The following is a 23,530-nucleotide window of genomic DNA, read 5'->3' on the forward strand; positions in this document are numbered from 1 at the left end:
TCAGAAGATCTCATCTGCTGGGTTTTTGTCATGATGCTCAACGTATTCGGCAATCATGCCATCCGGATGCCGAACCAGCATGTTCCAGCCGGTGGGCACGGCCTTCACCGGATTGATAATCGTTGCTCCGGTGGAAGGCAGATGTTTCTCCCAGGCGGTAATGTCGTTGACCAGGAAAGTGGCCTCGGTGGCGCGAAAAGGCGCCAGGCTTTGCTCGGTTCCGCCGATTAAAAGCACTGAACCCACCTGCGCCAGTTTGAGATCGTATTCGGGATAGTCGAAACGCAACCTGGCCGTCTGCGCGATGAGGTTTTCATAAAACGAAACGGTCTCTTCAAAGCGGGTAATCAGCACGCATCGACGGACCAGGATATTGAGGACTTTCATTACGCCTCCTTCGCCATTGACTGAGAGTTAGCGTAGCAGCCCTGAGGTGGAAAGGAATGCTTAAGCGTTTTGGAGGTATTTCAACAACAGGCGTGGGTAGGCGAAGAAAAAGGGTTTGCGTAGCAGGGAAATATGCGTTTTTTTAACTCGTTACGAAGCGGTGCTGTATTATAACTTTATGATCACATAGGTAAGTCGCAAAATTGATACTGATATCAGATCATTTCCGCCTCGCCTAACAATTTGCATGGTTCGGAATTAAGCGAAAGCTCTGAGTTCAGACCCCTCCACCAACCGCTACCGGTGGTCTGCTGCCTGCAGGCAACCTCAGCTACATTCGCAATGTATCAATGACCGCTCTCAGCGCGGGCGACACATTGCGGTGCGGGTAATAGAGAAATGAACCTTCCAGACGCTGGCTATAACGCTGGAGCACCCGGATAAGTGTGCCCTGGGCTAGATCGTCGGTAATCAGCTCTTCCGGGACATAGGCCAGCCCCAGACCGAGCCTCGCCGCTTTGGCCTCCATATAGCTATCGGCGAAAGCCCACTGTCCCTGAGGCGGGTGGGTGATTTTTTTGCCATCCACATTAAGTTCCCAGGCGTAAAGGCTGCCGTCGCCGAACTGATAAGCGATGCAGGGCTGGGCGACTAAATCGGCGGGCGTTTGTGGAAAGCCGTAGCGGCGAAAATGTTCCGGGGTACCGACAACAGCCATCTCCATATCGGGCGAAATGCGTACCGCAATCATACCACTCCCGACTTCCGGGCCCAGACGCACGCCCGCATCGAATCGCTCCGCAATAATATCGACAAACCGGCTTTCGCTGATCAGTTCCAGTCTGATATCGGGATAGCGGTGTTTAAATACTGCCAGCTTCGGCAGCAGGACTTTATCAATGGCATGCTGGCTGGCATTGATGCGTACCGTACCGGAGGGCGTTTGACGATAGTGGGCCAGCGTGGCGAGTCCCATATCTAAGGCGTCGAAACCGGATTCGACATTGTGATAGAGCTGCTCACCCGCCTGAGTGAGCGACAACCGGCGGGTGGTGCGCACCAGAAGCTGAACGCCCAGCCGCTCTTCGAGTTCGCGAACCGCACGGCTTACCCCGGACTGCGCCAGGCCAAGTCGTTGCGCTGCGGCGGTAAAACTGCCTTCCCGCACCACCTGCATAAACAGATAAAGGTCATTATAGTTTTCCCGTTTCGCCATTCTCCCGCCTCGTCACCCGCATGCCATTTAGAACAATATGGTATTAATCTTAGCATTTTTCACCCCCTAATAAGAACCATTACTGCTGGCTACACTAAGCGCACGACAACAAAGCACAGCAGCGTTGTCTACTGGAGACTTGCATTGATCACGTTTATTTAGGGGAATTTTGATGACGGTTTTCACCAAAAAACTGACAGCCGCGATACCCGCCATGCTGCTTTGCGCCTCATTAACTGGAGTCACAACGATGAGCTCTGCTGAGACAATTAACCCGAATGCGCCTGTTTCACTGATTGAAAAATGGGATAAAACGTTTGCTGAGAGTTTGAAAGTGGATCACCGTAAGGTGACCTTCCAGAACCGCTACGGGATAACCTTAGTTGGCGATCTCTACCTGCCGAAGGATCGCGGTGAACGCAAACTGGCAGCTATTGCCGTGAGCGGTCCCTTCGGCGCGGTAAAAGAGCAGTCCAGCGGCCTGTATGCCCAGACGCTGGCCGAACAGGGGTTTGTCACCCTGGCGTTTGACCCATCCTATACGGGCGAAAGCGGTGGCTACCCACGCAACGTGGCCTCACCGGATATCAATACCGAGGATTTCAGTGCCGCGGTGGACTTTCTGGGCCTGCAAAAAGAGGTGGATCGCAACCGTATCGGTTTGCTCGGCATTTGCGGCTGGGGCGGTATGGCCCTAAACGACGCGGCGATGGACACCCGCGTCAAAGCGGTGGCGACCAGCGTCATGTATGACATGAGCCGCGCGATGGGGCATGGGGTAGGCGATGGCAAAGACCGCTACACGACAGCCGACCGCCGAGCGGTACTGCAGTACTTGAACGCGCAGCGCTGGAAGGATGCGGCAAACGGCACTTCCGCCCCCGGTGGGCATGACATATATGTTGATGATAAAGGCAACGTCAGCGCTGCCGATCGTATTTTGCCGGAAACCTTGCCCGCCAACCCCAATCCGGTCCTGAAAGAGTTCTTCGATTATTACCGTATGCCGCGAGGTTTCCATGCGCGTTCGGTTAATTCAACCGGGGCTTGGAATGCGACGATGCCGCTGTCGTTTATGAATATGCCGCTGCTGAGTTACGCCAGCGAAGTGACTATTCCGACGCTTATTGTGACCGGCGAACAAGCCCATTCACGCTATTTTGCCGAAGATGCCTTTAAGGCGATCGGCAGTAAAGAGAAAGCGCTGGTGATTGTTCCTGGCGCAAACCACGTCGATCTCTATGACAACGTCGCGGGCAAAATTCCCTTTGCTACATTCACTCAATTTTTCAAAACCAACCTGCAATAGCTCTCCTGTGCCGGAGACATCCCCAAAGCCGCCTGCAGGCGGCTTTGTTTTGTCGGAGATAAATAATGTCTGGATTACATAACACCCGCGCATACTGGAGCGGCGTCCTGGCGATGACGCTCTGCGTATTTGTGCTCATTGCCTCAGAGTTTATGCCGGTCAGTCTGTTGACACCCATCGCGGGTGATTTACACATTACCGAGGGATTAGCAGGCCAGGGGATCGCGCTTTCTGGCGCGCTGGCGGTATTGACCAGCCTGACGATTTCCCGTCTTACCGGGTCGCTGGACCGTAAATGGCTGTTGCTGGGGCTCACGGCGTTGATGGCGGCCTCAGGATTGATGATTGCCCTGGCGTCCAGTTTCCCGGTTTATATGCTGGGCAGAGCGCTCATCGGGATCGTCATCGGCGGCTTCTGGTCGATGTCGGCGGCAACGGCCATTCGGCTGGTGCCGCAACGCCAGGTCCCCCGCGCACTGGCCATCTTTAACGGCGGTAACGCGCTGGCCACCGTTGTGGCAGCGCCGCTGGGCAGCTACCTGGGGGCCACCGTCGGCTGGCGCGGTGCCTTTTTATGTCTTGTTCCGCTGGCGATGGTAGCCTTCATCTGGCAATGCGTTAGCCTGCCGTCGATGAAAAGCCAGCGCGCACCACAGCGGCAGGGAACCGTGCTGCGTCTGTTCCGCCGCTCGACGGTATCCCTTGGATTGCTGGCCTGCGGGCTGTTCTTTATGGGGCAGTTTACCTTATTTACCTATGTGCGACCGTTTCTGGAGACGGTGACCCGGGTCAGTTCTTCTGGTCTGCCCCTGATATTACTGGCGATTGGCGTCGCTGGTTTTGTCGGCACGCTGCTCATTTCGACCGTTCTGCACGCCCGGTTTTATCTGACGCTGGTGGCTATCCCTTTGATTATGGCTGCGATTGTCGGAGCGCTTTTGCTGGCCGGGCACCATACCGGTGCTGTCACCGTACTGTTAAGCCTGTGGGGCCTGCTGGCGACGGCGGCGCCCACCGGCTGGTGGACATGGATTGCGCGGACGCTGCCCGAAGATGCGGAGGCGGGCGGTGGTCTTATGGTTGCTGTGATCCAGCTATCGATTGCCCTCGGGTCAACGGCAGGCGGCCTGGTGTTTGATAGTCTGGGATGGCACAGCACGTTTGCACTGAGCGGTCTGTTATTGCTGGGCGCGGCAGGGGGGACTTTTCGGCTCTCTGTCAAAATCAGATCATCTCAGCGCACTGCGATTAATGAATTGAATGCATAAGTCAAATCAGGAATGACAGGCTAATCGTGACCGCGTTCTTGTCTTACCATGATGTTTTAACAAGAGGGGAGCTTCACCGTGGAATATTCTGTATTAAGTAACAACCTTAAAATGCCGATGCTGGGTTTTGGCGTTTTTAAGGTGACCGATAAAGCAGAGTGTAAGCAGTCAGTGCTGAACGCCATTCGTACCGGCTACCGCCTTATCGATACCGCTGCCGTCTACGATAATGAAGATGCGGTGGGGGAGGCCGTTCGCGAAGCCATCGCCGAAGGTCTGTGTACCCGTGAGGCGCTGTTTATAACCTCCAAACTGTGGGTCCAGGACATGGCCAACACCGGGATGGCGAAAGCCGGGATTGCCGCGTCCTTAAAAAAATCCGGGCTGGAATATTTCGATCTCTATCTGTTGCATCAGGCGATGGGCGATTATTTCAGCTCCTGGCGCGCGCTGGAAGACGCGTATGAAGCCGGGAAGCTGAAAGCGATTGGCGTCTCCAATTTCTACCCCCATGTGTTAGCTAACTTCTGCGAAACTGTCAGAATCAGGCCGATGGTGAACCAGGTTGAACTGCATCCTTATTTCGCGCAGCCTGCGGCGCTGGAAACCATGAAGCATTATCACGTTCAGCCGGAAGCGTGGGCGCCGTTAGGCGGTGGCAGACATAATCCGTATCAAGAGGCGATGCTTCAGGGGATTGCCGATGCCCATCAAAAAACCATTGCACAGGTCATCCTGCGCTGGAACGTGCAGCGTGGCGTCACGGTGATCCCTAAATCCACCCGCCAGGAGCGTATTGAAGAGAACTTTGCCATCTGGGATTTCTCGCTCACCACGAGCGAAATGGCGCAGATCGGCGCCCTGGATTTAGGTTACGTTGGCGAAGCGGTGAAACACTTTAACCCTGAATTTGTTCGCGGCTGTCTGGGGGTGAAAATCCACGACTGAGAGGAGCTTAGCGTGAAGCCGCCTGCGCTCTGCGCCGCAGCCACAAGTGGCAGCCTGTGATCGCCTCAGCCAGCGCGTCGCGCAGAGCGTCAGACACGGTTTGGTCGGGCGACGTCGCCTGGCTCTCCAGCTGCTGGAGCACCCCGGCAAGGCGTTGAAAGCCGAGGGTGACCGCCTCGCCGCGCAGTTTGTGGGCGGTACGGCGCCACGTCTCCCTGTCATTAGTATCAATGGCGTGGGTGAGGGCGATGATCGCAGCATCAAGCCCTTCAGCGAAGAGTCCCAGCAGCTCCTCGACCAGCTCAGGATCGTCTGCGCACTGTTTTAGCAGGTGGGCCTCGTCCGGCAGGCCTTTCTCTTCCTCCAAATCGCTATCTTCCGCTGCGCCGACGCGGGCGATGGCTTCCCGTAGCGCCTCAAGACTCACTGGTTTGGCGATATAGCCGTCGAAGCCCATCGCCAGACAGCGCTCTCTATCGCCCTGCATGGCATGGGCGGTCATGGCCATCGCGGGCTGATGTTGCCTGCCCAGCGCCGGCGTCTCTTCGCGCAGCAGACGGATGGCGGTTTCACCGTCCATCTCCGGCATTTGCAGATCGATCAGCAGTAAATCCCAGCAGGCGGCGCGCCAGCGCTCCAGCGCCTCCCGGCCGTTGCTCACCACCTCGCAGCGGTGACCCAACTGCTCCAGCAGCCGTCTGGCGACCTTTTGATTAACCAGGTTGTCCTCAGCCAGCAGGATATGCAGCCCGGTCTGGTCCCTGACCGGTTCCGCAACGGGGGCTGGCGCTGTCGCCACCACCGGCGTGGGAAGGAGAATACCGGCGATAACCTGATGCAGTTCGCGCTGCGCCACCGGTTTATGCAGATAGTGGGCAATGCCGATGCGCTTGAGCATATTGGCGTCGAAATGGCGGCTCATGGAGCTGAGCATAATAATCTGGCTTTGCCGGGCTTCAGGCAGGGCGGAGAGCTCCAGCGCCAGGGATACGCCGTCCATATCCGGCATCTGTGCATCCAGCAGGATCAGCGGCCAGGGCGGCCCTTCGGCGGCCCGACGTAACGCCTCGCTGGCGTTGTCCACGCAGCTTGGCATCAGCCCCATCTGGCGAAGCATGGTGTCGAGCAGGCGCAGGTTGGTGCTGTTGTCGTCAACCACCAGCACCCGCTGGTGGTTGAAGCGGCTCAGCGGAGCGCTACCGGAGGCCGTGGCGTTCAGGCCTTCCAGCGGCAGGGTGAAGGCAAATTCGCTGCCCGCCCCGGGCTGGCTCTCCACCATCAGCTCGCCGCCCATCAGGCTGACCAGGCGGGCTGAAATGGTTAACCCCAGCCCGGTGCCGCCGTAGCGGCGGGTGGTAGAGCTATCGGCCTGGCTGAAGGCTTCGAAGATCGCCTTTTGCTTCTCCGGGGCGATGCCGATCCCGGTATCGCGAATGCGAAAGCGCCAGCGGCTTTCGTCGTCGGCCGGCGCTATCGCCAGCAGAACCTCCCCCTGATGTGTGAACTTCAGCGCATTACCCAACAGGTTAGTCAGGATTTGCCGCAGCCGGGGGCCATCGACGATCAGCACCTCCGGTACCGCAGGTGAGATGTCCACCAGCAGCTCAAGGCCCTTTTCGCTGGCGGCAGGCATATGCGGGCGGATCAGCGACTGGATAAAGGGGCGGATCTCCAGCGGCTCTTCGTCCACCTGCATCTTGCCCGACTCAATGCGTGAGAAATCAAGAATGTCGTTAATAATGTGCAGCAGCGACTGGGCTGAGCTCATCACCAGCGAAAGGTACTCCCGCTGCTCCGCGGTCAGCGGCGTATCGAGGCAGAGCTGCGTCATACCGAGAATGCCGTTCATCGGGGTGCGGATTTCGTGGCTCATATTGGCGAGGAAGGCGCTTTTCGCTTCGTTCGCCTCGCGGGCCTCCTTCGCCGCCTCAATGGCCAGCAGCTCTGCGGCTTTGCGCCGGGTAATATCCTGCAACGTCCCGATCACCCGCTCTGCCTGCTGCTGCATATTGAGGGTGACGATCTGCCCGGAGAGCAGCATCCAGCGCCAGCCCTGCGTTGGGTGCTGGACACGAAGTTCACATTCAAAAACCGGCATATGCTCGTTTTGCGAGGAAATCATCGCCTGTTGCAGGGTAGTGCGATCGTCCTCGTGGACCAGATTGAGCATAAAACGCAGCGGATAGCGCCACTGTGTCCGCGACTGGCCGACCATCGCCAGCAGGGTGTCATTCACCTGCAGGTTGTCGTGGGAGACCTGCCAGTCCCAGATACCGATCTGGATCGACTCCGCAGTGAATAAAAAATCGTCGTGAAGCTGGTGACGTGCGCGTCGGGCCTCGTCAAGCTCAGTGATGTCGGTATGCAGACTGACAATTCCACCATCCGCCAGCCGCTGATGCTGAACGTAAATCCGGCGGTTGCCCGACTGGCGGACCTCGCAGTGGTTCGTCTGGCGGCAGTTGCGGATAATCGTCTCGCGTAGCGTCTGTTGCCGACCAGGGTCGATGTTATACCCTGCATCGATGAACTTCTCCGCCAGGCTCTCAAGGGGAGCGCCGACGGTCAGCCAGGGCGCGATCGCGGGATAAAACAGCGCCACCTTATCATTCCAGGCCTGCAGTCGTTCGCGCTCATCGTAGATCATCACCGCTGAGGGCAGGACGTTGAGGTCGACACGGTTAGCGGCGCGCATGATCAGTGACCTGCGGTCTGATAGTGGAGCTCCGCCTGGCGGCGTAGATACTCAAGACCAGGGGCGATCGCCATTGCCCATGCAGTGAGGATCTCTTCATCGCACAGTGGATCGCTGGCGCGGACGGTTTTGAGCATGGCTTCTCGCCACAGGGCAAAAAACCGCGGTGGCAGACGCAGGCCTTCCTCGCTCTGCTCGCGTGCCAGCCGTTCCAGAAAATCGGGTACGAAGAGGTCGCCGTTGACCGCCAGCATGGCGAAAAAGCTTTTAAAGATCATCTGCTGGCCTTCCTCGCCGGAGCGTTGGGAGAAGTGCTGCTCGGTTTCCGGTGACATATGGATAAAGGTGCTGTAGAAGGCCTGAAAAAAGCGCTTTTTATCGTGCTCCGGTACGACGCGATTCAGGCTGGCTTCAAAAAGATCGCGATAAAACTTCATGGTGCGTTCCTCATGACCCGTTCGCCCGGCAGCGGCCGGGCGGGTTAGGATCCGCAGGCGACACGCGCTGACCATGCATGAGTTTTCCCCTTACAGGATTTCCTCGTTGCCATTCTGCGGAAAAGCGGGCCGCCGCTCACCCGTCTTTATCCAGCATCAGCCACACGATACTTTTGCTGACCAGCCATTTATCGCCGGTTTGTCGCTAAAGTCGATTGGCGTTGCCGTCAGGTTGGAGTATAGCCTGGTTGACAACCCCATTGCTGATGAGCAAGCCAACCCGCTACTGACTAAACTGATAGCGTACAGCGGCAAGTTTCGTGAAGGCACGATCAGCCTTATCTGGTTCTTGCCGATTTAGGAGGCGCGATGTCGGCACAGCACGTCCTGATTGTTGAAGATTCGCTGGTTTATCGTCGGTTGCTAAGCCGGATGTTGACGCAGTGGGGCTATATCGTCAGTGAGGCGGAAAACGGCGTCGCCGCGCTGGCGATCCTCGAAAACCAGCCCGTCAGCCTGGTGATTAGCGACTGGGAAATGCCGGAGATGAATGGCCTGACGCTGTGCCGGGAAGTGCGCCGCCGCCAGTTTGGTCACTACGTTTATCTGATATTGCTCACCGCTCGCGAAGATCCGGGCGATTTAACGCAAGGGTTTGCGGCAGGGGCCGATGATTTTCTCAGTAAGCCGGTGGAGCAGAGTGAACTGCGGGCGCGACTGCACGCCGGGGCGCGGATCCTCTCCCTTGAAGCCGACCTCGCCGCGCGCAATACGCGGCTAAGTGAAGCGCTGCGGCAGATTGAACAGGATCTGGAGCTGGCGGCGCGCATTCAGCAGTCGGTTCTCCCGGCTCATCAGCTGTGCTATCAGGGTTTTTTCTCCGACTGGATTTTCCTGCCGTCGGCCTGGGTATCGGGGGATATTTTTAATGTTTTCCCGCTGGGGGAGCATCTCGGATTTTACTGCGTGGATGTCTCCGGGCACGGCGTGGGGGCGGCGATGATGTCGCTTGCCGTCGCCCGCCAGTTTCTACATGGCAGGGCGGTTGAGCGTTTTCTTTTCTCTGCTGATAACCAGCCGGCATCACCTGCCGAGGTAGTGCAGATCCTGAATGGTCGTTTTTGTAGCGACGAGGCAGAGATTGTCAGCTATTTCACCCTGATCTATGGCGTCATCGACCTCACAACCGGTGAGGGGAAACTGTGTCAGGCCGGGCATCCCACGCCGTTTATCGTCACCGTGGATGGAAGTGTGCGCTCGGCCGGTAGCGGTGGGGCGCCGGTGGGGTTGATAAACCATCTCTCATGGGCAGATGTCAGTTTCTCGCTGGCGCCAGGAGAGCGGCTTTGCCTGTTCAGCGACGGTATCACCGAATGTGAAAACCGGAGCGGTGAACAGTTTGGCGAAGCGCGTTTACAAGCGTGGCTGCAGGACAGTGTGACGCAGCCGCTGCCCGCGCTGCTGCCGCGGTTTGCCCGGCACTTGATCCACTGGCGCAATGGCGACGCGCAGGAGACCCAGGCGATGGCCGATGATGTTTCACTCTTGATTATTGAACGTACAGGGGACAGTGATGAAAATTGAAACCGAACGGCAGGCCTCGGTGACGATCCTGACGCCGGCGGTGCGTCGGCTGGATGCTTCCGTCGCAGTAGCCTTTAAATCGGCAATCGCCCAGGAGATAGGCGAAGCGCCCGGCGATCTGATTGTTGATTTCAGCGAAATTGATTTTATCGACAGTAGCGGTCTGGGAACCCTGGTTTCTCTGATGAAGATGATGAATGGGAAAGGGGAGATGACGCTGTGCGCGCTGAATCCTGGCATCCGCAATATGTTCACGCTGACCCGTATGGATCGTATTTTCCGCATTTGCGAGGATCGCACCTCGGCACTTGCGCAGTTAAATGAGTGACGTGCCCGTGAACAACATCATGATGTTTCCTGCCGAACTCACCTCGCTTTCACCGCTGGCGGAGTGGCTTGCCCAGCAAATGGCTTCGCTGCCTGTCGGGGAGGAGTGGCGTTTTGCGCTCGATCTCGCCGCCTGTGAAACGGCAACGAATATTATTCGCTATGCGCTGCATGAGGATCGGGAAAGTCGTTTTGGTGTGGAGTTTAGGGTCGCGGACCGACGGGTGACGCTGCGCTTTACCGACGCGGGGGAAACCTTTCCCGCCGAGCGCCTGGCGCTGGCGCGTGGTAATGAGCATTTCGATGTCGATCCGTTAGCGGAAAGCGGTAGAGGCTTGCGGCTTATTCTGCGTGCGGTGGACTTTTTTGACGTTGAAATGAATGCAGGGAAAAATATTACCACCCTGATAAAAGCGTTGCCTGATCCCGCTGTTAATTATTCAACCGACAAAAACGGCGGTTGAGAAAAAGACGTCATCCGCCTGGCGGATAACAGGCATGCTTTACCCGCGCATACTTATTGTTGTGCCTGCGCAGTAGACTGCGCGCCCAGATGACGAGGGCGGATAGCATCAAATGTCATCATCGCCGATTTGCAGAAAATGCATTTCGCACCAAAGGGATTTTTTTCCGTCACATCAAACTGGGACGTTCTGTACTGGGAGCCATGGCAGCATGGGCATCTAAAATGGATATGTTCAATCATAATGTAAACCTTGTATGGGTAATGTTCTGTTGAAAAGACAAAGGTCGTTTTCAGGAAAATTAACGCGGCTGATTTTTGTTAGTGGTAAGCCGGGTATGGCGTCAGTCGGAGGGCTTTATTAACGAGCCAACAGGGATCTGACAGAGCCTGTTTACAGAAAAAGCAAAATACTAATGGGACTGCTCAAAGGAAGGTGGTATCAGGGATAACGCCTGGAGATGAGAACGCGTACTTAGATAATAACTTTTCGTCTGGTAAATCGACTTAACGATTAACGCACGAGCCGCAAATAATAGCAAATATTATTTTAGCCTTCCGGATGCCTGCTGCGCCAGGGGAGGCTTCATCAGCGCCGTCACCCAGTCGATAAATACCTGTACCCGGGCAGAGAGCTGCCGGCTGCTGGGATAGAGCAGGGAGAGCGGGAGCGGCGCAGGGCGAAAATCGGCCAGCACTTCCGTTAACGCGCCCGACGCCAGATCGGCCTCAAGGCGGGGCAAGGGGGCCTGATACAGGCCAAAGCCAAGCCTTGCCGCTTCGGCGCCGACGTCGGCATCGGAGGTCAGCAGCCGACAGGGCAAACTGACCTCGCTCTGGCGGCCATCCTGGGTAAAGCTCAGCGGCAAGGTACGTTGCGTGCGCGATGAAACAAACCCGATCATCATGTGGCCCGTCAGTCCTTCAATCGTATGCGGGGTACCGTACCGGGCGAGGTAGGCCGGACTGGCGCAGGTGATTTCCTGCAGCCTGGCGAGCGGCCGGCAAATCATCTCGCTGTCGGGGAGATGGCCGCCGCGAATGACGCAGTCGACCCCTTCGCGAACCAGATCGACGTCGCGCTCGCTTTCGCCGATCTGCAGCGTCATGGCAGGATAGCGGGCGAGAAACTGTGGCAGCGCGGGCAGCAGCAGGGTTCGCGCCAGATTGCCCGCCACGTCCACGCGGATAATACCGGCAATGCTCCCCCCGGCGCTGCGGTTGGCCTCCTCAAGGGCCGCCAGAATAGCCACGCAGCGCTGATAATACAGCGAGCCCTCCGCCGTCGGTCGTACGTGCCGGGTGGTGCGCTGCAGCAGCCGCGCCCCGAGACTGGCCTCCAGCGCCTTAATGGCCGCGGTCGCCACCGGCCGGGAAAAACCCAGATCCGCGGCGGCGGCGCTGAACGAACCTCGTTCGACGATGCGCACGAACAGGGTCAGGGTATCCAGTTTATCCATGACATTGTTCCAGCTGGCAAAACAATCCTGTCGGGCAATGCGGTCTTATCGTCGGCATGCAGAAGCCTATAATCGCTCATGTTTTCAGCAGAGAGAAAAGGGGGAAACATGAACAATAGCGCAAAAATTGCCCTGGTGACAGGCGGCAGCCGCGGCCTGGGGCGCGCGACCGTTGAAGCGCTGGCTCAGCGCGGCGTGAATGTGGTATTGACCTATAACGCGCATTTTGCCGAGGCGAACGAGGTGGTTAAACGTGTTGAAGCACTGGGCGCCCGGGCGATTGCGTTGCCCTTCAGCGCCGGCGAAACCGATACCTTTGACGGATTTGTCAGCGCCTTTCAGGAGGCGCTGGCGGAGCTGGGGGCCGATCGGTTTCATTACCTGGTCAATAATGCCGGCAATGCCAGCGGCATGGGTTTTCTTAACGCCACGGAAGCTGAATTCGATGCGCTGTATTGTATCCACGTGAAGGGCGTTTTTTTCCTCAGCCAAAAACTGTTGCCGCTGCTGGCCGATGGCGGACGGATAGTGAATGTCTCGTCCGGGCTAACCCGTATCGTGATGGCGAACCGGGCGCCCTATGCGATCATGAAGTCCGCGGTGGAAACCCTGACCCGCTATATGGCGTTTGAGCTGGGCAGTCGCGCAATTACGGTGAACTGCGTGGCGCCCGGCGCCATCGCCACCGATTTCAGCGGCGGGGTGGTGCGGGATAACCCGCAGGTCGCTCAGGCGGTGGCGAACATGACGGCGCTGGGGCGACCGGGGGTGCCAGAGGATATCGGGCCGATGATCGCCTCGCTGTTATCCGATGATCATCGCTGGGTGAATGCCCAGCGCATTGAGGTTTCCGGGGGAATGCGGATCTGAAGCGAGGGGACTATCCGGCCAACGTTTTGCTGAGTTGAGTCAGGTTAAGCTGCTGCGGGAACGGCTGATCAAACAGCGCCGTGCCGGTGGGAAGGAGAGCACCAGCGCGGCGATGGCCAATTCCCTTCGCCAGAGAAAACGCTTTCTCTACAGGCCGTTATTCCGCCAGCAGGGCGGCGAATTTCGCCAGCCACTGCGGGTGGGCCGGCCAGGCGGGGGCGGTGACCAGATTGCCGTCAACATGCGCCTGGTCGATACCAATATCCGCATAGTGCCCACCGCTCAGGCGCACTTCCGGGGCGCAGGCGGGATAGGCGCTGCAAGTGCGGCCCTGCAGAATACCGGCGGCGGCCAGCAGTTGCGGGCCGTGGCAGACGGCGGCGATAGGTTTACGCGCGGCGTCGAACGCCTGTACCAGTTTAATAACCTCCTCATTCAGGCGCAAATACTCCGGCGCCCGGCCACCGGGGATCACTAGCGCGTCATAGTCCTCGGCCTTCACCGCGGCAAAATTGGCGTTCAGGGTGAAGCGGTGCCCCGGCTTTTCGCTATAAGTCTGGGCGCCGTCAAAGTCATGGATCGCGGTCATGACATAGTCGCCAGCGGCTTTATCCGGGCAGACGGCATCGACCTGGTGGCCAATCATCTGCAGTGCCTGAAAAGGGACCATCGTTTCGTAATCTTCGGCATAATCGCCGACCAGCATCAGGATCTTCTTGCTCATCATTTTTACTCGTTGTGGGAGAAAGGTGTCTTAGATATAGCCTGGCGATCCGCAGAATGCGACCCCCTCAGGATGCCGAAGACGGTAGCGTGTGCATCTTGCTATCGGGGTCATGTTTTTTCTGGTAACGACAACTTTTGCCGACATCGCCGTGTGGTCAGTCACCCGGGAAAATAACCTTTTTCAGTTACTGACGGCTGTCTGTGGTGGAAGATATCGCGGGTTCCGCAGGCCTGTGTGCCAGGGCTGATGACGGTTCAGCGTGGACGAAAACAGGAGGAGTGGCTTAAATGCGTGCCTGATCTGCTAACGATAATATCAATTATCTCATGACAATATTATTCACGGGAATTGTCGCTATCATATTCATTTAATCTATTTTTTTATCGCCTTGATGATATGTGATGTGAATATTCATGTGTTCAATGTTAATTGAAGGTGTTGGCTTTAAACTTTATATTTTGCTGTAAAACATTCATTGTCGTTACTAATAAAATAATTTTGTTTGCCTTGTGAATGCATTAAAGAAATATTCTTGTTAAGTTGATCGATAATCTGTTTTTGCTCTATTATCATCCGGTTTTTATCGTCAACTCTTCAATAATTATTCCTTAAGGAAAGGAACTGCTATGGCTGATACGTTCCAGAATGAAGTGCCCAAAGCGCGTATTAATCTCAAATTATCTCTTCATACCGGCGGCGCGCAAAAGAAGGTCGAACTGCCGCTGAAGCTGCTTACCATTGGCGATTTTAGTCATGGTAAGGAAAACCGGCCTCTATCGGAAAGAGAAAAAATCAACGTCAATAAAAATAACTTTAACAGCGTACTTTCGGAATTTAGCCCGGAAGTTAACCTCTCGGTGCCGAATACGCTGTCCGGCAACGGCGAAGAGGAGAACGTCAGACTGCGTTTTACCGATATCAAAGATTTTGAACCGGAGCAGGTTGCCCGGCAAATTCCGCAACTCCGCGCCATGCTGGCGATGCGTAATTTATTACGCGATCTCAAATCCAATCTGCTTGATAACGCCACTTTCAGAAAAGAGCTTGAGGCAATCCTGAAAGATCCGGCGCTGTCCCAGGAATTACGCGACGAAATGAGTGCGCTTGCCCCGAAATAAGTGCGGGGCAAGTCTGTTAATGGATTAACCGGGAAAATGCTAATGTCTGTTACCACAGAAAACGCCCCTGTTCAGGGGCAAACCACGTTGCAAGAAAATAGGGCGGGCGAGGGCGTTTACGCCTCGCTGTTTGAAAAAATTAATCTCGCCCCGGCGTCTCACCTCGGGGATATCAACGACTTTCTGGACGATGCCGCGCTCTCCGAGGCGCCGGCGGCGGAGCGTCTCACCGCGGCGATGCAGGTGTTTATGGAGCGCATTCGTCAGTCCGGTCAGCGGGTGGAAAAGCTCGACAAAACGCTGATTGACCACCATATCGCTGAACTGGATTTCCAGATAAGCCGTCAGCTGGACGCGGTGATGCACCATCAGGAGTTTCAGCAGGTCGAATCCCTGTGGCGCGGCCTCAAACAGCTGGTGGACAACACCGACTATCGGCAGAACGTCAAAACGGAGATCCTGGACGTCGCCAAAGACGATCTGCGCCAGGACTTTGAGGACGCGCCGGAGCTTATCCAGAGCGGCCTCTACTGGCACACCTATACCGCGGAGTATGACACTCCCGGCGGCGAGCCGATCGGCTCGGTGATCTCGGCCTATGAGTTCGACGCCAGCCCGCAGGATGTGGCGCTCCTGCGCAATATCTCCCGCGTCTCTGCGGCCGCCCATATGCCGTTTATCGGCGCCGTCGGCCCGGCCTTCTTCCTGAAAGAGACCATGGAAGAGGTGGCTGCTATTAAGGATATCGGCAACTACTTCGATCGCGCGGAATATATCCGCTGGAAATCATTTCGTGAAACCGACGATGCCCGCTACATCGGTCTGGTGATGCCGCGCGTGCTGGGTCGTCTGCCGTACGGTCCGGACACCGTGCCGGTGCGCAGCTTCAACTATGTCGAGCAGGTGAAAGGTCCGGACCACGAAAAGTATCTGTGGACCAGCGCAGCGTTCTCCTTCGCTTCCAATATGGTGAAGAGCTTTGTCAATAACGGCTGGTGCGTGCAGATCCGCGGTCCGCAGGCCGGCGGCGCGGTGAAAGATCTGCCCATCCACCTGTACGATCTGGGCACCGGCAACCAGGTGAAGATCCCTTCCGAGGTGATGATCCCGGAAACGCGGGAGTTTGAGTTTGCCAGCCTGGGCTTTATCCCGCTGTCGTACTACAAAAATCGCGATTACGCCTGCTTCTTCTCGGCCAACTCCGCGCAGAAACCGGCGCTGTACGATACCGCCGACGCCACCGCCAACAGCCGCATCAACGCGCGTCTGCCTTACATCTTCCTGCTGTCGCGCATCGCGCACTACCTGAAGATGATCCAGCGCGAGAATATCGGCACCACCAAGGACCGGCGGCTGCTGGAGCTGGAGCTGAACACCTGGGTGCGGAGCCTGGTGACTGAAATGACCGACCCCGGCGACGAGCTGCAGGCCTCCCATCCGCTGCGCGATGCCAGCGTGGTGGTGGAAGATATTGAGGATAACCCAGGCTTCTTCCGCGTGAAGCTTTACGCGGTGCCGCACTTCCAGGTCGAGGGGATGGACGTCAATCTGTCGCTGGTTAGCCAGATGCCAAAGGCGAAGGCGTAGGTTCGGACGATGATGAAAACGGAACGTCCGTTGTGGGGCCGGGGCATTATGGTGTCGCCCCAGCATTTTCAACAGCAGGCTGCGTATGCAGCCTGGACTGCGGAAGTGATTGCCCGGATAGGTCTTAACCATCCATGGGGAGTGGTTGAGGCGACCTTCGAACCAGAGATGCTTAAACTGGGCCGCCTGCAGGCTCACAGGCTGCAGGTCCGGTTCCAGGATGGCACGATGATTGATACGGACAATGCCGATGCGCTGCCGTCCGCGCTGTCACTGGACGGCGCGGACGGCGAGGCGGTGATCGTGCTGGCGCTGCCCCTGATGCAGGCGAATGGCGGCAACTGCCTGAAGCCGGAGGAGGTGGCCGAAAGGCCGGTGCGCTTCCGGCAGCACTGGCGCGATGTCCGCAACCAGTTCGGGGAAGATACCCGACAGATTGCCGTCATGCAGCCGGAGCTGACCCTCCGTTTCGCCCATCAGGACAACAGCGATTACCTGACCTGTCCGCTTGTTCGCCTGCAGCGGGACTCGCAGGGGGCCTGGCTTATCGACGAGACGTTTCTCCCGCCGCTGCTGCAGATCCAGGGCAGCCGCTGGCTGGCGACGCAGCTTGAACAGCTGCTTACTCAGCTTCGGGCTCGTCTGACGCGCCTGATGGCCATGCGTCGCGAGAGCAATGAACGGATGGCTGATTTTGCCGTGGCCGATGTCTCTCTGTTCTGGTTGCTGAACGCGCTGAACAGCGCCGAGCCGGTGCTGGGGTACTTTCTGCGTTACCAACAGAGCCCGCCGGAACGCCTCTATCCGGAGCTGGCGCGCCTGGCTGGCAGCCTGCTGACCTTTTCGCTCACCCATCAGGCGAATGCCGTCCCGATCTATCAGCATGACCAGCTGAACGCGGTTTTTCCGCCGCTGTTTGATTTACTGAGCGACCTGCTGGAGGCGAGCCTGCCGTCGCGGGTGGTGGCGATTGCGCTGGAGCATGATGCCCGGCTGCACTTCTGGCAGGCGCGTCTGCACGATGCCCGGCTGCGGGAAGGGGCTGACTACTACCTGTCGGTTCGTTCTTCGGTACCGGTCGCCCGACTGCAGGAGCAGTTTCCGCGACAGTGCAAAGTGGGCAGTCCGGATCATGTCAAAGCCATCGTCAACTCCTCGCGGACAGGGGTGCCCCTGATGCCATTGCGTCATGTGCCGGCGGCGATCCCGCTGCGTCTGGAAAATCAGTATTTCAGCCTCGATGTGTCCCACCCTCTGGCGACGGAAATGCTGCAGAGCGGCACCTGTATGTTTTACGTCCCGGGGATGCTCGGTGAGCCTGAACTTGAACTTTTTGCGGTACTACGAACGTGAATGAGCCTAAACGCGGTAACGCCGCGTCCATTGATATTGATGCGCTGCTGCAGAACACCTGGCTACAGGTTATCAGCCTGCGCCACGGCCCGCAGTTCCGCGATGAGGAAGGGTACACGCTATGGCAGCGCTGTATTGCTGATGTCGAGCGCGTGCAACATGAGCTGAAGGCGAGCGGGCTTGATGACGCCAGCTGTCAGCATATTCTCACCGCCCAGTGCGCGCTGCTCGATGAAGCCGTGAAAGGGCGCGGCGTGGAGGATGAGGCCTGCCTGCAGTGGTATGACATTCCGCTGCAGGGGCACTTCCTCGGCACCATGGATGCCGGCGACACCCTGTGCGAGCGGATGCGTGATGTGCTGCGTGAACCGGCGCCCGACCTGGCCGTGGTCACTTGTTTTCAGCGGGTGATGCTGCTGGGTTTTGTTGGCAGCTTTCGCTCCCTCAACGATCCCGAGCGCCTGAAGCTGATCAACGCGCTCAGTGAGCATGTCCCACCTTTTCAATGCCCGTCAACCGCTCCCGTACTGGTAGAGAATCGTGCCGGACTGGGGATAAGCGGCTGGCTGGCCTCCTGGCCCGTGCGAATTGGCCTGAGCGTGATGGTGGTACTCGTCCTGTGGTGGGGGCTGAACCACTGGCTCGATCACCTGCTGCTGACCCTGTTACCGGGGTCGGTGAAATGAGCCCCGCGCAGCAGCGTGGGCTGGCGCTGTGGGCCAGTCTGCTGAGTGCGATGGTGTGCCTGCTATTTTTGCCGGTTCCCCGCTGGGGGGCGTGGCTCATTCTGCTGGTCACGCTGGCCCTGATCATCGGGATCTGGCGCATCGCCAGTCGTCGTACCCGACGTAACGTTGCGTCAAGCCTGGACCATCTCCCGGCGGTCGCTTATCGCCAGCCGGTGGTCCTCGTCTGCGGCGATCTGCCGTTTGTCTGGCCGCAAGCGTCACCGGTGCGGGTCGTCAAACAGGGCTGCTGGATCCGTGTGGAAAAGACGGAGGAGCTGCAGCAGATCGCGCGCCAGGTATTGAGCCAGCGGCCGGAATGGGGGCCTCAGCTGTCGGTGCTGCTCTGCGTCTGCCCGCAGCGGCATGTGCAAAGCGATGCGCTGACCAGCGCTCTGCTGGCCCTGCGCTGGCAACTCAGCCAGCTGCGTCAGCAGACGGGGTATGCCGTACCGCTGGCGCTGCAGGGGCAGGTGGGCAGCGCGATGAGTCGCGACCTGTTGTGGCAGGCGGCGATGCCGGGCGAAGCGGTGAAAGTCTGGCAGCCCTCCTGCGCCCCCTGTTCCGTACCGGCCTGGGTAAGCGCCGGCGGGGCGGCCGCGCTGGAGCAGCAGGTGCTGATGAACAGCCTGATGGGCTGGTTTGAACAGCACGTCCATGCCGTGTTGACGGAAGAAAATACCGACCTGCCGCCTCTGACCCCAGCGGCCGTGCTGTGGGGGCTCGGGCCCTCGCTGCCTGGAAGTCTGGCATCGTCGGCCTGGACGACGTGGTTATCCCGACATAGCGGCCTGTCGCGGGTAGCTGGCTGGCAGCCAGATGAGAGCGACACCGAAGATGCTTCAGCGTTGCCGGAATTCATCCTGCCGCAGTTACCGGCGGGACGGGGGCTCACGCCACGAGGCAGGGCCTGGCGCGCGGCGCTCGCGATTTTCACCCTCGCGGCTGTCGCCGCGCTGCTCAGCAGTGGCTGGAACAATCGACAACTGCTGCAGCGCGTGGGCGTCGATATTGCCCGTTATGAGCGGATTGCGATGGATGATTATCGGCCAAAAGCCAGCGCTGTCAGGGTGCTGCGTGAAGATGCCGCGCTGCTCGATAGCTGGGAGCGTAACGGCGTCCCGCTGCGCCTGAGTCTGGGCTTGTATCGCGGGGAGCAGATTCGCCTGCCGTTGCTGGAGGCGATTCGCGGTTACGTGCCGCCTCCGCCACCCAGGCCGGTGCAGCGCGTCGCGCCGGACGTCATCCGCCTTGACAGCATGTCGCTATTCGATACCGGGAAATGGGTACTGAAGCCTGGTTCGACAAAGCGGCTGGTCAACTCGCTGATGGACATTAAGGCCAGGCCCGGGTGGCTGATCGTGGTGGCGGGCCACACCGACAGCGTCGGTGAGGAAAAAGCCAACCAGCTATTGTCGCTGAAACGTGCGGAATCGGTCCGCGACTGGATGCGCGATACCGGCGACGTGCCGGACAGCTGCTTTGCCGTTCAGGGCTATGGCGAAAGCCGACCAATTGCAACAAACGATACGCCGGAGGGCCGTGCGCTGAACCGTCGTGTCGAAATCAGTCTGGTGCCGCAGGTAGACGCCTGCCGGTTACCGGAACAACCCTCTGCGTCATCCCAGGATGATGGCGCTTCACTACACAATGGAGAGTAATTCCATGGCAATTCCTGTTTATCTTTGGCTGAAAGACGACGGCGGCGCGGACATTAAAGGGTCTGTCGACGTTCAGGATCGTGAAGGCAGTATCGAAGTGGTGGCTCAGGAGCACAACCTGTACATCCCGACCGATAACAACACCGGCAAACTGACCGGCACGCGTATCCATACGCCGTTCCTGTTCACCAAGGAGATCGACTCCTCCAGCCCGTACCTGTACAAGGCAGTGACCACCGGCCAGACCCTGAAATCCGCTGAGTTCAAGTGGTACAGAATCAACGATGCCGGCCAGGAAGTGGAGTATTTCAATACCAAACTTGAGAACGTCAAGGTGGTGAAAGTGAATCCCCTGATGCACGACATCAAAAACCCTGCCTACGAGAAGCACAACCATCTGGAACAGATTGAGCTGCGCTACGAGAAGATCACCTGGACCTATAAAGACGGCAACATCATTCACTCCGATAGCTGGAACGAACGCGCCACCGCGTAATTGCCCGTCATATTTCGCGCCGCTGGCGCGCAGGCGACGTTCGCTCATCCCGGCCGCATCGTTATCGCTGCGACCGGGGTTTATTGCGGGCGATCGCCTGATGCGGGCAGCGTTTCTCTGCCCGCCGTTTTTTGCTGAGCGCCTGAGATACGGGTTCTCAGCAAAGAAAAACACAATCTGTCTGCCTGACCTTGTGCGCTTGGGGTTCCTGTTCGGGAACAGCGACGGGCGGTAGCGTGTCCGGAACCAATAAGAGAGGATCTCATGGAAAATCCAGCCAGCCTGTTACGCCGTCTTAATCCCTGCTGTGCCCGCGCAATGGAGGGGGCGGCCTCCCTGTGCCAGACGCGGGCGCATGCCGAGATCCTGCCCGAGCACTGGCTGCTTAAACTGCTGGAACAGGGGGAAGGCGATCTGACGGTGCTGGCGCGGCGCTATGAATGGGATATGGATGCGCTGTGGCAGGATCTGCTGAGCTGGCTGGATAAACAGCCGCGCTCGGTACGTCATCGTCCCCAGCTCTCTGACCATACCCTGAGGCTGATGCAGGAGGCCTGGCTGATTGCCTCTCTCAGCGGCGAAGCGCAGATCCGCAGTGTTCACCTGCTGATGGCGCTGGTTGAAAAACAGAATCTGATCCAGTGCGATGGCCTGTGGCCGCTGTTAACGCTGGGCCAGCGTCAGCTGGAACGCCTGCGCCCCTTGCTGGATGCCCAGTCCGACGAACGTCCGCCAGCGCAGCCTCATGGCGGGGACGTGGAATTTGTGGGGCGTCCTGCGGGCAGCGAACTGAATGCGGATGGGCTCAACCCGGCGCTGCAGAACGCGCTGGACAAATTCACTCTCGACGTCACCGCCAAAGCCAGAGACGGCCAGATTGACCCGGTGTTTGGACGCGACACGGAAATCCGCCAGATGGTGGATATTCTCTCCCGTCGGCGAAAAAACAACCCGATCCTCGTTGGCGAGCCGGGCGTGGGCAAGACCGCTCTGGTGGAAGGCCTGGCGTTGCGCATTGCCGAAGGCAACGTCCCCGACGCGCTGAAGCCGGTGTCGGTGCGCACCCTCGACCTCGGTCTGCTGCAGGCCGGCGCCGGGGTCAAAGGCGAGTTCGAGCAGCGGCTGAAAAATATCATTGAGGCGGTACAGCAGTCGCCTTCGCCGGTGCTGCTGTTTATCGACGAGGCGCACACGATCATCGGCGCGGGTAATCAGGCGGGCGGCGCGGATGCCGCCAACCTGCTGAAGCCGGCGCTGGCCCGGGGCGAGCTGCGGACCATCGCCGCCACCACCTGGTCTGAATACAAGCAGTACTTCGAGCGCGACGCCGCGCTGGAGCGCCGCTTTCAGATGGTCAAGGTGGATGAGCCGGACGACGACACCGCCTGCCTGATGCTGCGCGGCCTGAAGTCCCGCTATGCCGACCACCACGGCGTGCATATCACGGATGATGCGGTGCGCGCCGCCGTGACGCTGTCACGACGCTACATCACCGGTCGCCAGCTGCCGGACAAGGCAGTGGATTTACTCGACACCGCTTCCGCCCGCCTGCGCATGAGTCTCGATACCGTGCCTGAGCCGCTGACCCGCATGAAGGCGCAGCTCACCGCGCTGGCGATGGAGAAACAGGCGCTGCTGGAAGATATTGCGCTGGGCAACAGCGCCCGCGGCGAACGGCTGGCGGCCATTGAGCAGGAGGAGATCCGCCTTATTCTGGCGCTGGATACCCTTGAAACTCAGTATGGTCAGGAGCTGCAGCTGACGGAGGCGCTGCTGGCCTGTCGCCGCGATATCTCCCGCCAGGCGGAAATTAACGACCTGCAAAACGCGCTTATTGCCGTCCAACAGGGCAATCCGCTGCTCGGGCTGGACGTCGACGTCCGCACCGTGGCGACGGTGATTGCCGACTGGACCGGCGTGCCGCTCTCCTTGCTAATGAAAGATGAGCAGACGGAGCTGCTGAGTCTGGAAGAGAGTCTCGGCAAACGGGTGGTTGGCCAGGAGGCGGCCCTGAGCGCTATTGCCCGGCGCCTGCGCGCCGCGAAAACCGGCCTGACGCCGGAGAACGGTCCGCAGGGGGTGTTCCTGCTGGTCGGGCCGAGCGGCACCGGCAAAACGGAAACGGCGCTCGCCCTGGCCGATGCGCTGTTCGGCGGCGAGAAAGCGCTGATCACCATCAATCTCTCCGAGTACCAGGAGCCGCACACCGTCAGCCAGCTGAAGGGTTCTCCGCCGGGCTACGTCGGCTACGGCCAGGGCGGGATCCTGACCGAGGCGGTGCGCAAACGCCCCTACAGCGTGGTGCTGCTCGATGAGGTGGAGAAGGCTCATCGCGATGTGATGAACCTGTTCTACCAGGTCTTCGACCGGGGGGTAATGCGCGACGGCGAGGGGCGTGAAATTGACTTTCGCAACACCGTGATCCTGATGACCGCCAACCTCGGTAGCGACCTCCTGATGCAGTTGCTGGCTGAACAGCCGGAGGCCAGCGAATCAGACCTGCACGAGCTGCTGCGCCCGGTGCTGCGCGGTCACTTCCAGCCGGCGCTGCTGGCCCGCTTCCAGACGGTGATTTACCGTCCGCTGCCGGCGGGAGCGCTGCGCGCCATTGTCGGCATGAAGCTCGGGCAGGTAAGTCAGCGTCTGGCTTGCCATTACGGAATCACCACCACCCTCAGCGAGAGCCTGTTCGACGTGCTGACCGAGGCCTGCCTGCTACCGGACACCGGCGCCCGCAACGTCGACAGTCTGCTGAATCAGCAGATCCTGCCGGCGCTGAGCCAGCAGCTATTGAGCCATATGGCGGCGGGGCAGAAACCGCGCCAGGTGACGCTGGGGTATCACGAAGAGGAAGGCGTCGTGATGGCGTTTGACGAGGGGACAATATCCGATGAGTAGC

22 protein-coding genes are annotated in these 23,530 nt (G+C 58.7%); 15 read left to right on the forward strand and 7 right to left on the reverse strand.

Features of this window, described 5'->3' with window-relative positions:
• Positions 1 to 387 (reverse strand): VOC family protein, encoded by a 387-nt coding sequence (locus tag HMPREF3142_RS19610; protein WP_012542004.1) that lies wholly within the window; start codon positions 385 to 387, stop codon positions 1 to 3.
• Positions 388 to 718: 331 nt separating this feature from the next.
• Positions 719 to 1,603, reverse strand: a complete 885-nt coding sequence (locus HMPREF3142_RS19615; RefSeq protein ID WP_012968422.1) for a LysR family transcriptional regulator — start codon at positions 1,601 to 1,603, stop codon at positions 719 to 721.
• Between the two features lie 172 nt (positions 1,604 to 1,775).
• Between HMPREF3142_RS19615 and HMPREF3142_RS19620 the strand changes: the two genes are divergently transcribed.
• The 3 genes from HMPREF3142_RS19620 to HMPREF3142_RS19630 all read left to right on the forward strand — a co-directional run bounded on the left by HMPREF3142_RS19620 (position 1,776) and on the right by HMPREF3142_RS19630 (position 5,128).
• Positions 1,776 to 2,912, forward strand: a complete 1,137-nt coding sequence (locus HMPREF3142_RS19620) for an alpha/beta hydrolase (RefSeq protein ID WP_032691172.1) — start codon at positions 1,776 to 1,778, stop codon at positions 2,910 to 2,912.
• Positions 2,913 to 2,977: 65 nt separating this feature from the next.
• Entirely contained in the window at positions 2,978 to 4,180 is a 1,203-nt protein-coding gene (locus HMPREF3142_RS19625) for an MFS transporter (RefSeq protein ID WP_032732861.1), read from the forward strand.
• A gap of 78 nt (positions 4,181 to 4,258) precedes the next feature.
• Complete coding sequence (locus HMPREF3142_RS19630) at positions 4,259 to 5,128, forward strand: aldo/keto reductase (protein ID WP_012542000.1); 870 nt, start codon at positions 4,259 to 4,261, stop codon at positions 5,126 to 5,128.
• Positions 5,129 to 5,135: 7 nt separating this feature from the next.
• Here HMPREF3142_RS19630 and HMPREF3142_RS19635 read toward each other — a convergent pair whose 3' ends face one another.
• Both HMPREF3142_RS19635 and HMPREF3142_RS19640 read right to left on the reverse strand, forming a co-directional pair.
• Positions 5,136 to 7,823, reverse strand: coding sequence for a hybrid sensor histidine kinase/response regulator (locus HMPREF3142_RS19635; protein ID WP_070612386.1), 2,688 nt, complete (start codon positions 7,821 to 7,823; stop codon positions 5,136 to 5,138).
• Between the two features lie 2 nt (positions 7,824 to 7,825).
• On the reverse strand, positions 7,826 to 8,260 hold the full coding sequence (locus tag HMPREF3142_RS19640; protein WP_070612574.1) for a globin family protein: 435 nt from the start codon (positions 8,258 to 8,260) through the stop codon (positions 7,826 to 7,828).
• Positions 8,261 to 8,333: 73 nt separating this feature from the next.
• Here HMPREF3142_RS19640 and HMPREF3142_RS19645 point away from each other — a divergent pair, with 73 nt between their 5' ends.
• From HMPREF3142_RS19645 to HMPREF3142_RS19660, 4 genes are read left to right on the forward strand one after another with little or no spacing between them, the layout of a single operon-like run.
• Positions 8,334 to 8,621: a hypothetical protein gene (locus HMPREF3142_RS19645; protein WP_032735379.1), complete on the forward strand. Its 288-nt coding sequence runs from the start codon at positions 8,334 to 8,336 to the stop codon at positions 8,619 to 8,621.
• A gap of 8 nt (positions 8,622 to 8,629) precedes the next feature.
• A complete protein-coding gene (locus HMPREF3142_RS19650; RefSeq protein ID WP_008805202.1) occupies positions 8,630 to 9,844 on the forward strand; it encodes a PP2C family protein-serine/threonine phosphatase in 1,215 nt (404 codons plus the stop codon).
• A complete protein-coding gene (locus HMPREF3142_RS19655; protein WP_012541991.1) occupies positions 9,834 to 10,172 on the forward strand; it encodes an STAS domain-containing protein in 339 nt (112 codons plus the stop codon). Before HMPREF3142_RS19650 ends, HMPREF3142_RS19655 begins: the two co-directional genes overlap by 11 nt.
• Positions 10,165 to 10,635, forward strand: a complete 471-nt coding sequence (locus HMPREF3142_RS19660) for an ATP-binding protein (protein WP_053091284.1) — start codon at positions 10,165 to 10,167, stop codon at positions 10,633 to 10,635. Before HMPREF3142_RS19655 ends, HMPREF3142_RS19660 begins: the two co-directional genes overlap by 8 nt.
• 53 nt (positions 10,636 to 10,688) lie before the next feature.
• On the opposite strand, the gene HMPREF3142_RS28285 is transcribed toward HMPREF3142_RS19660, so the two are convergent.
• Together HMPREF3142_RS28285 and HMPREF3142_RS19665 are read right to left on the reverse strand one after the other, a co-directional pair.
• A complete protein-coding gene (locus HMPREF3142_RS28285) occupies positions 10,689 to 10,877 on the reverse strand; it encodes a cold shock small protein YmcF (RefSeq protein WP_008805199.1) in 189 nt (62 codons plus the stop codon).
• 302 nt (positions 10,878 to 11,179) lie between these two features.
• A complete protein-coding gene (locus HMPREF3142_RS19665) occupies positions 11,180 to 12,094 on the reverse strand; it encodes a LysR family transcriptional regulator (protein ID WP_070612388.1) in 915 nt (304 codons plus the stop codon).
• 108 nt (positions 12,095 to 12,202) lie between these two features.
• Here HMPREF3142_RS19665 and HMPREF3142_RS19670 point away from each other — a divergent pair, with 108 nt between their 5' ends.
• Positions 12,203 to 12,964, forward strand: coding sequence for an SDR family NAD(P)-dependent oxidoreductase (locus tag HMPREF3142_RS19670; RefSeq protein WP_070612389.1), 762 nt, complete (start codon positions 12,203 to 12,205; stop codon positions 12,962 to 12,964).
• A gap of 157 nt (positions 12,965 to 13,121) precedes the next feature.
• Here the strand turns inward: HMPREF3142_RS19670 and HMPREF3142_RS19675 are convergent, their stop codons facing one another.
• On the reverse strand, positions 13,122 to 13,688 hold the full coding sequence (locus HMPREF3142_RS19675) for a DJ-1/PfpI family protein (protein WP_008805196.1): 567 nt from the start codon (positions 13,686 to 13,688) through the stop codon (positions 13,122 to 13,124).
• Between the two features lie 629 nt (positions 13,689 to 14,317).
• Here HMPREF3142_RS19675 and tssB point away from each other — a divergent pair.
• The 7 genes from tssB (at position 14,318) to tssH (ending at position 23,529) form a co-directional block, all read left to right on the forward strand.
• Positions 14,318 to 14,809 (forward strand): type VI secretion system contractile sheath small subunit, encoded by a 492-nt coding sequence (tssB, locus tag HMPREF3142_RS19680; RefSeq protein ID WP_070612391.1) that lies wholly within the window; start codon positions 14,318 to 14,320, stop codon positions 14,807 to 14,809.
• A gap of 42 nt (positions 14,810 to 14,851) precedes the next feature.
• Positions 14,852 to 16,396 (forward strand): type VI secretion system contractile sheath large subunit, encoded by a 1,545-nt coding sequence (gene tssC, locus HMPREF3142_RS19685; RefSeq protein WP_008805195.1) that lies wholly within the window; start codon positions 14,852 to 14,854, stop codon positions 16,394 to 16,396.
• Positions 16,397 to 16,405: 9 nt separating this feature from the next.
• Complete coding sequence (gene tssK / locus HMPREF3142_RS19690; RefSeq protein WP_176747621.1) at positions 16,406 to 17,749, forward strand: type VI secretion system baseplate subunit TssK; 1,344 nt, start codon at positions 16,406 to 16,408, stop codon at positions 17,747 to 17,749.
• Positions 17,746 to 18,435 carry a type VI secretion system protein TssL, short form gene (gene tssL, locus HMPREF3142_RS19695; RefSeq protein WP_048267826.1) on the forward strand — a complete coding sequence of 230 codons (690 nt, stop codon included), beginning with the start codon at positions 17,746 to 17,748 and terminating at the stop codon, positions 18,433 to 18,435. The genes tssK and tssL overlap by 4 nt, the downstream gene beginning before the upstream one ends.
• Positions 18,432 to 20,135, forward strand: coding sequence for an OmpA family protein (locus HMPREF3142_RS19700; protein WP_070612393.1), 1,704 nt, complete (start codon positions 18,432 to 18,434; stop codon positions 20,133 to 20,135). Before tssL ends, HMPREF3142_RS19700 begins: the two co-directional genes overlap by 4 nt.
• Positions 20,136 to 20,139: 4 nt before the next feature.
• Entirely contained in the window at positions 20,140 to 20,631 is a 492-nt protein-coding gene (hcp, locus tag HMPREF3142_RS19705) for a type VI secretion system effector Hcp (RefSeq protein ID WP_002902160.1), read from the forward strand.
• 264 nt (positions 20,632 to 20,895) lie between these two features.
• The gene (gene tssH, locus HMPREF3142_RS19710) at positions 20,896 to 23,529 is read left to right on the forward strand and encodes a type VI secretion system ATPase TssH (RefSeq protein WP_070612394.1); all 2,634 of its coding nucleotides are present in this window, start codon (positions 20,896 to 20,898) and stop codon (positions 23,527 to 23,529) included.
• The last annotated feature ends 1 nt before the right edge of the window (position 23,530 follow it).

It is taken from the genome of Klebsiella sp. HMSC16C06, assembly GCF_001808325.1.
In the GTDB taxonomy this organism is placed as follows: domain Bacteria; phylum Pseudomonadota; class Gammaproteobacteria; order Enterobacterales; family Enterobacteriaceae; genus Klebsiella; species Klebsiella variicola.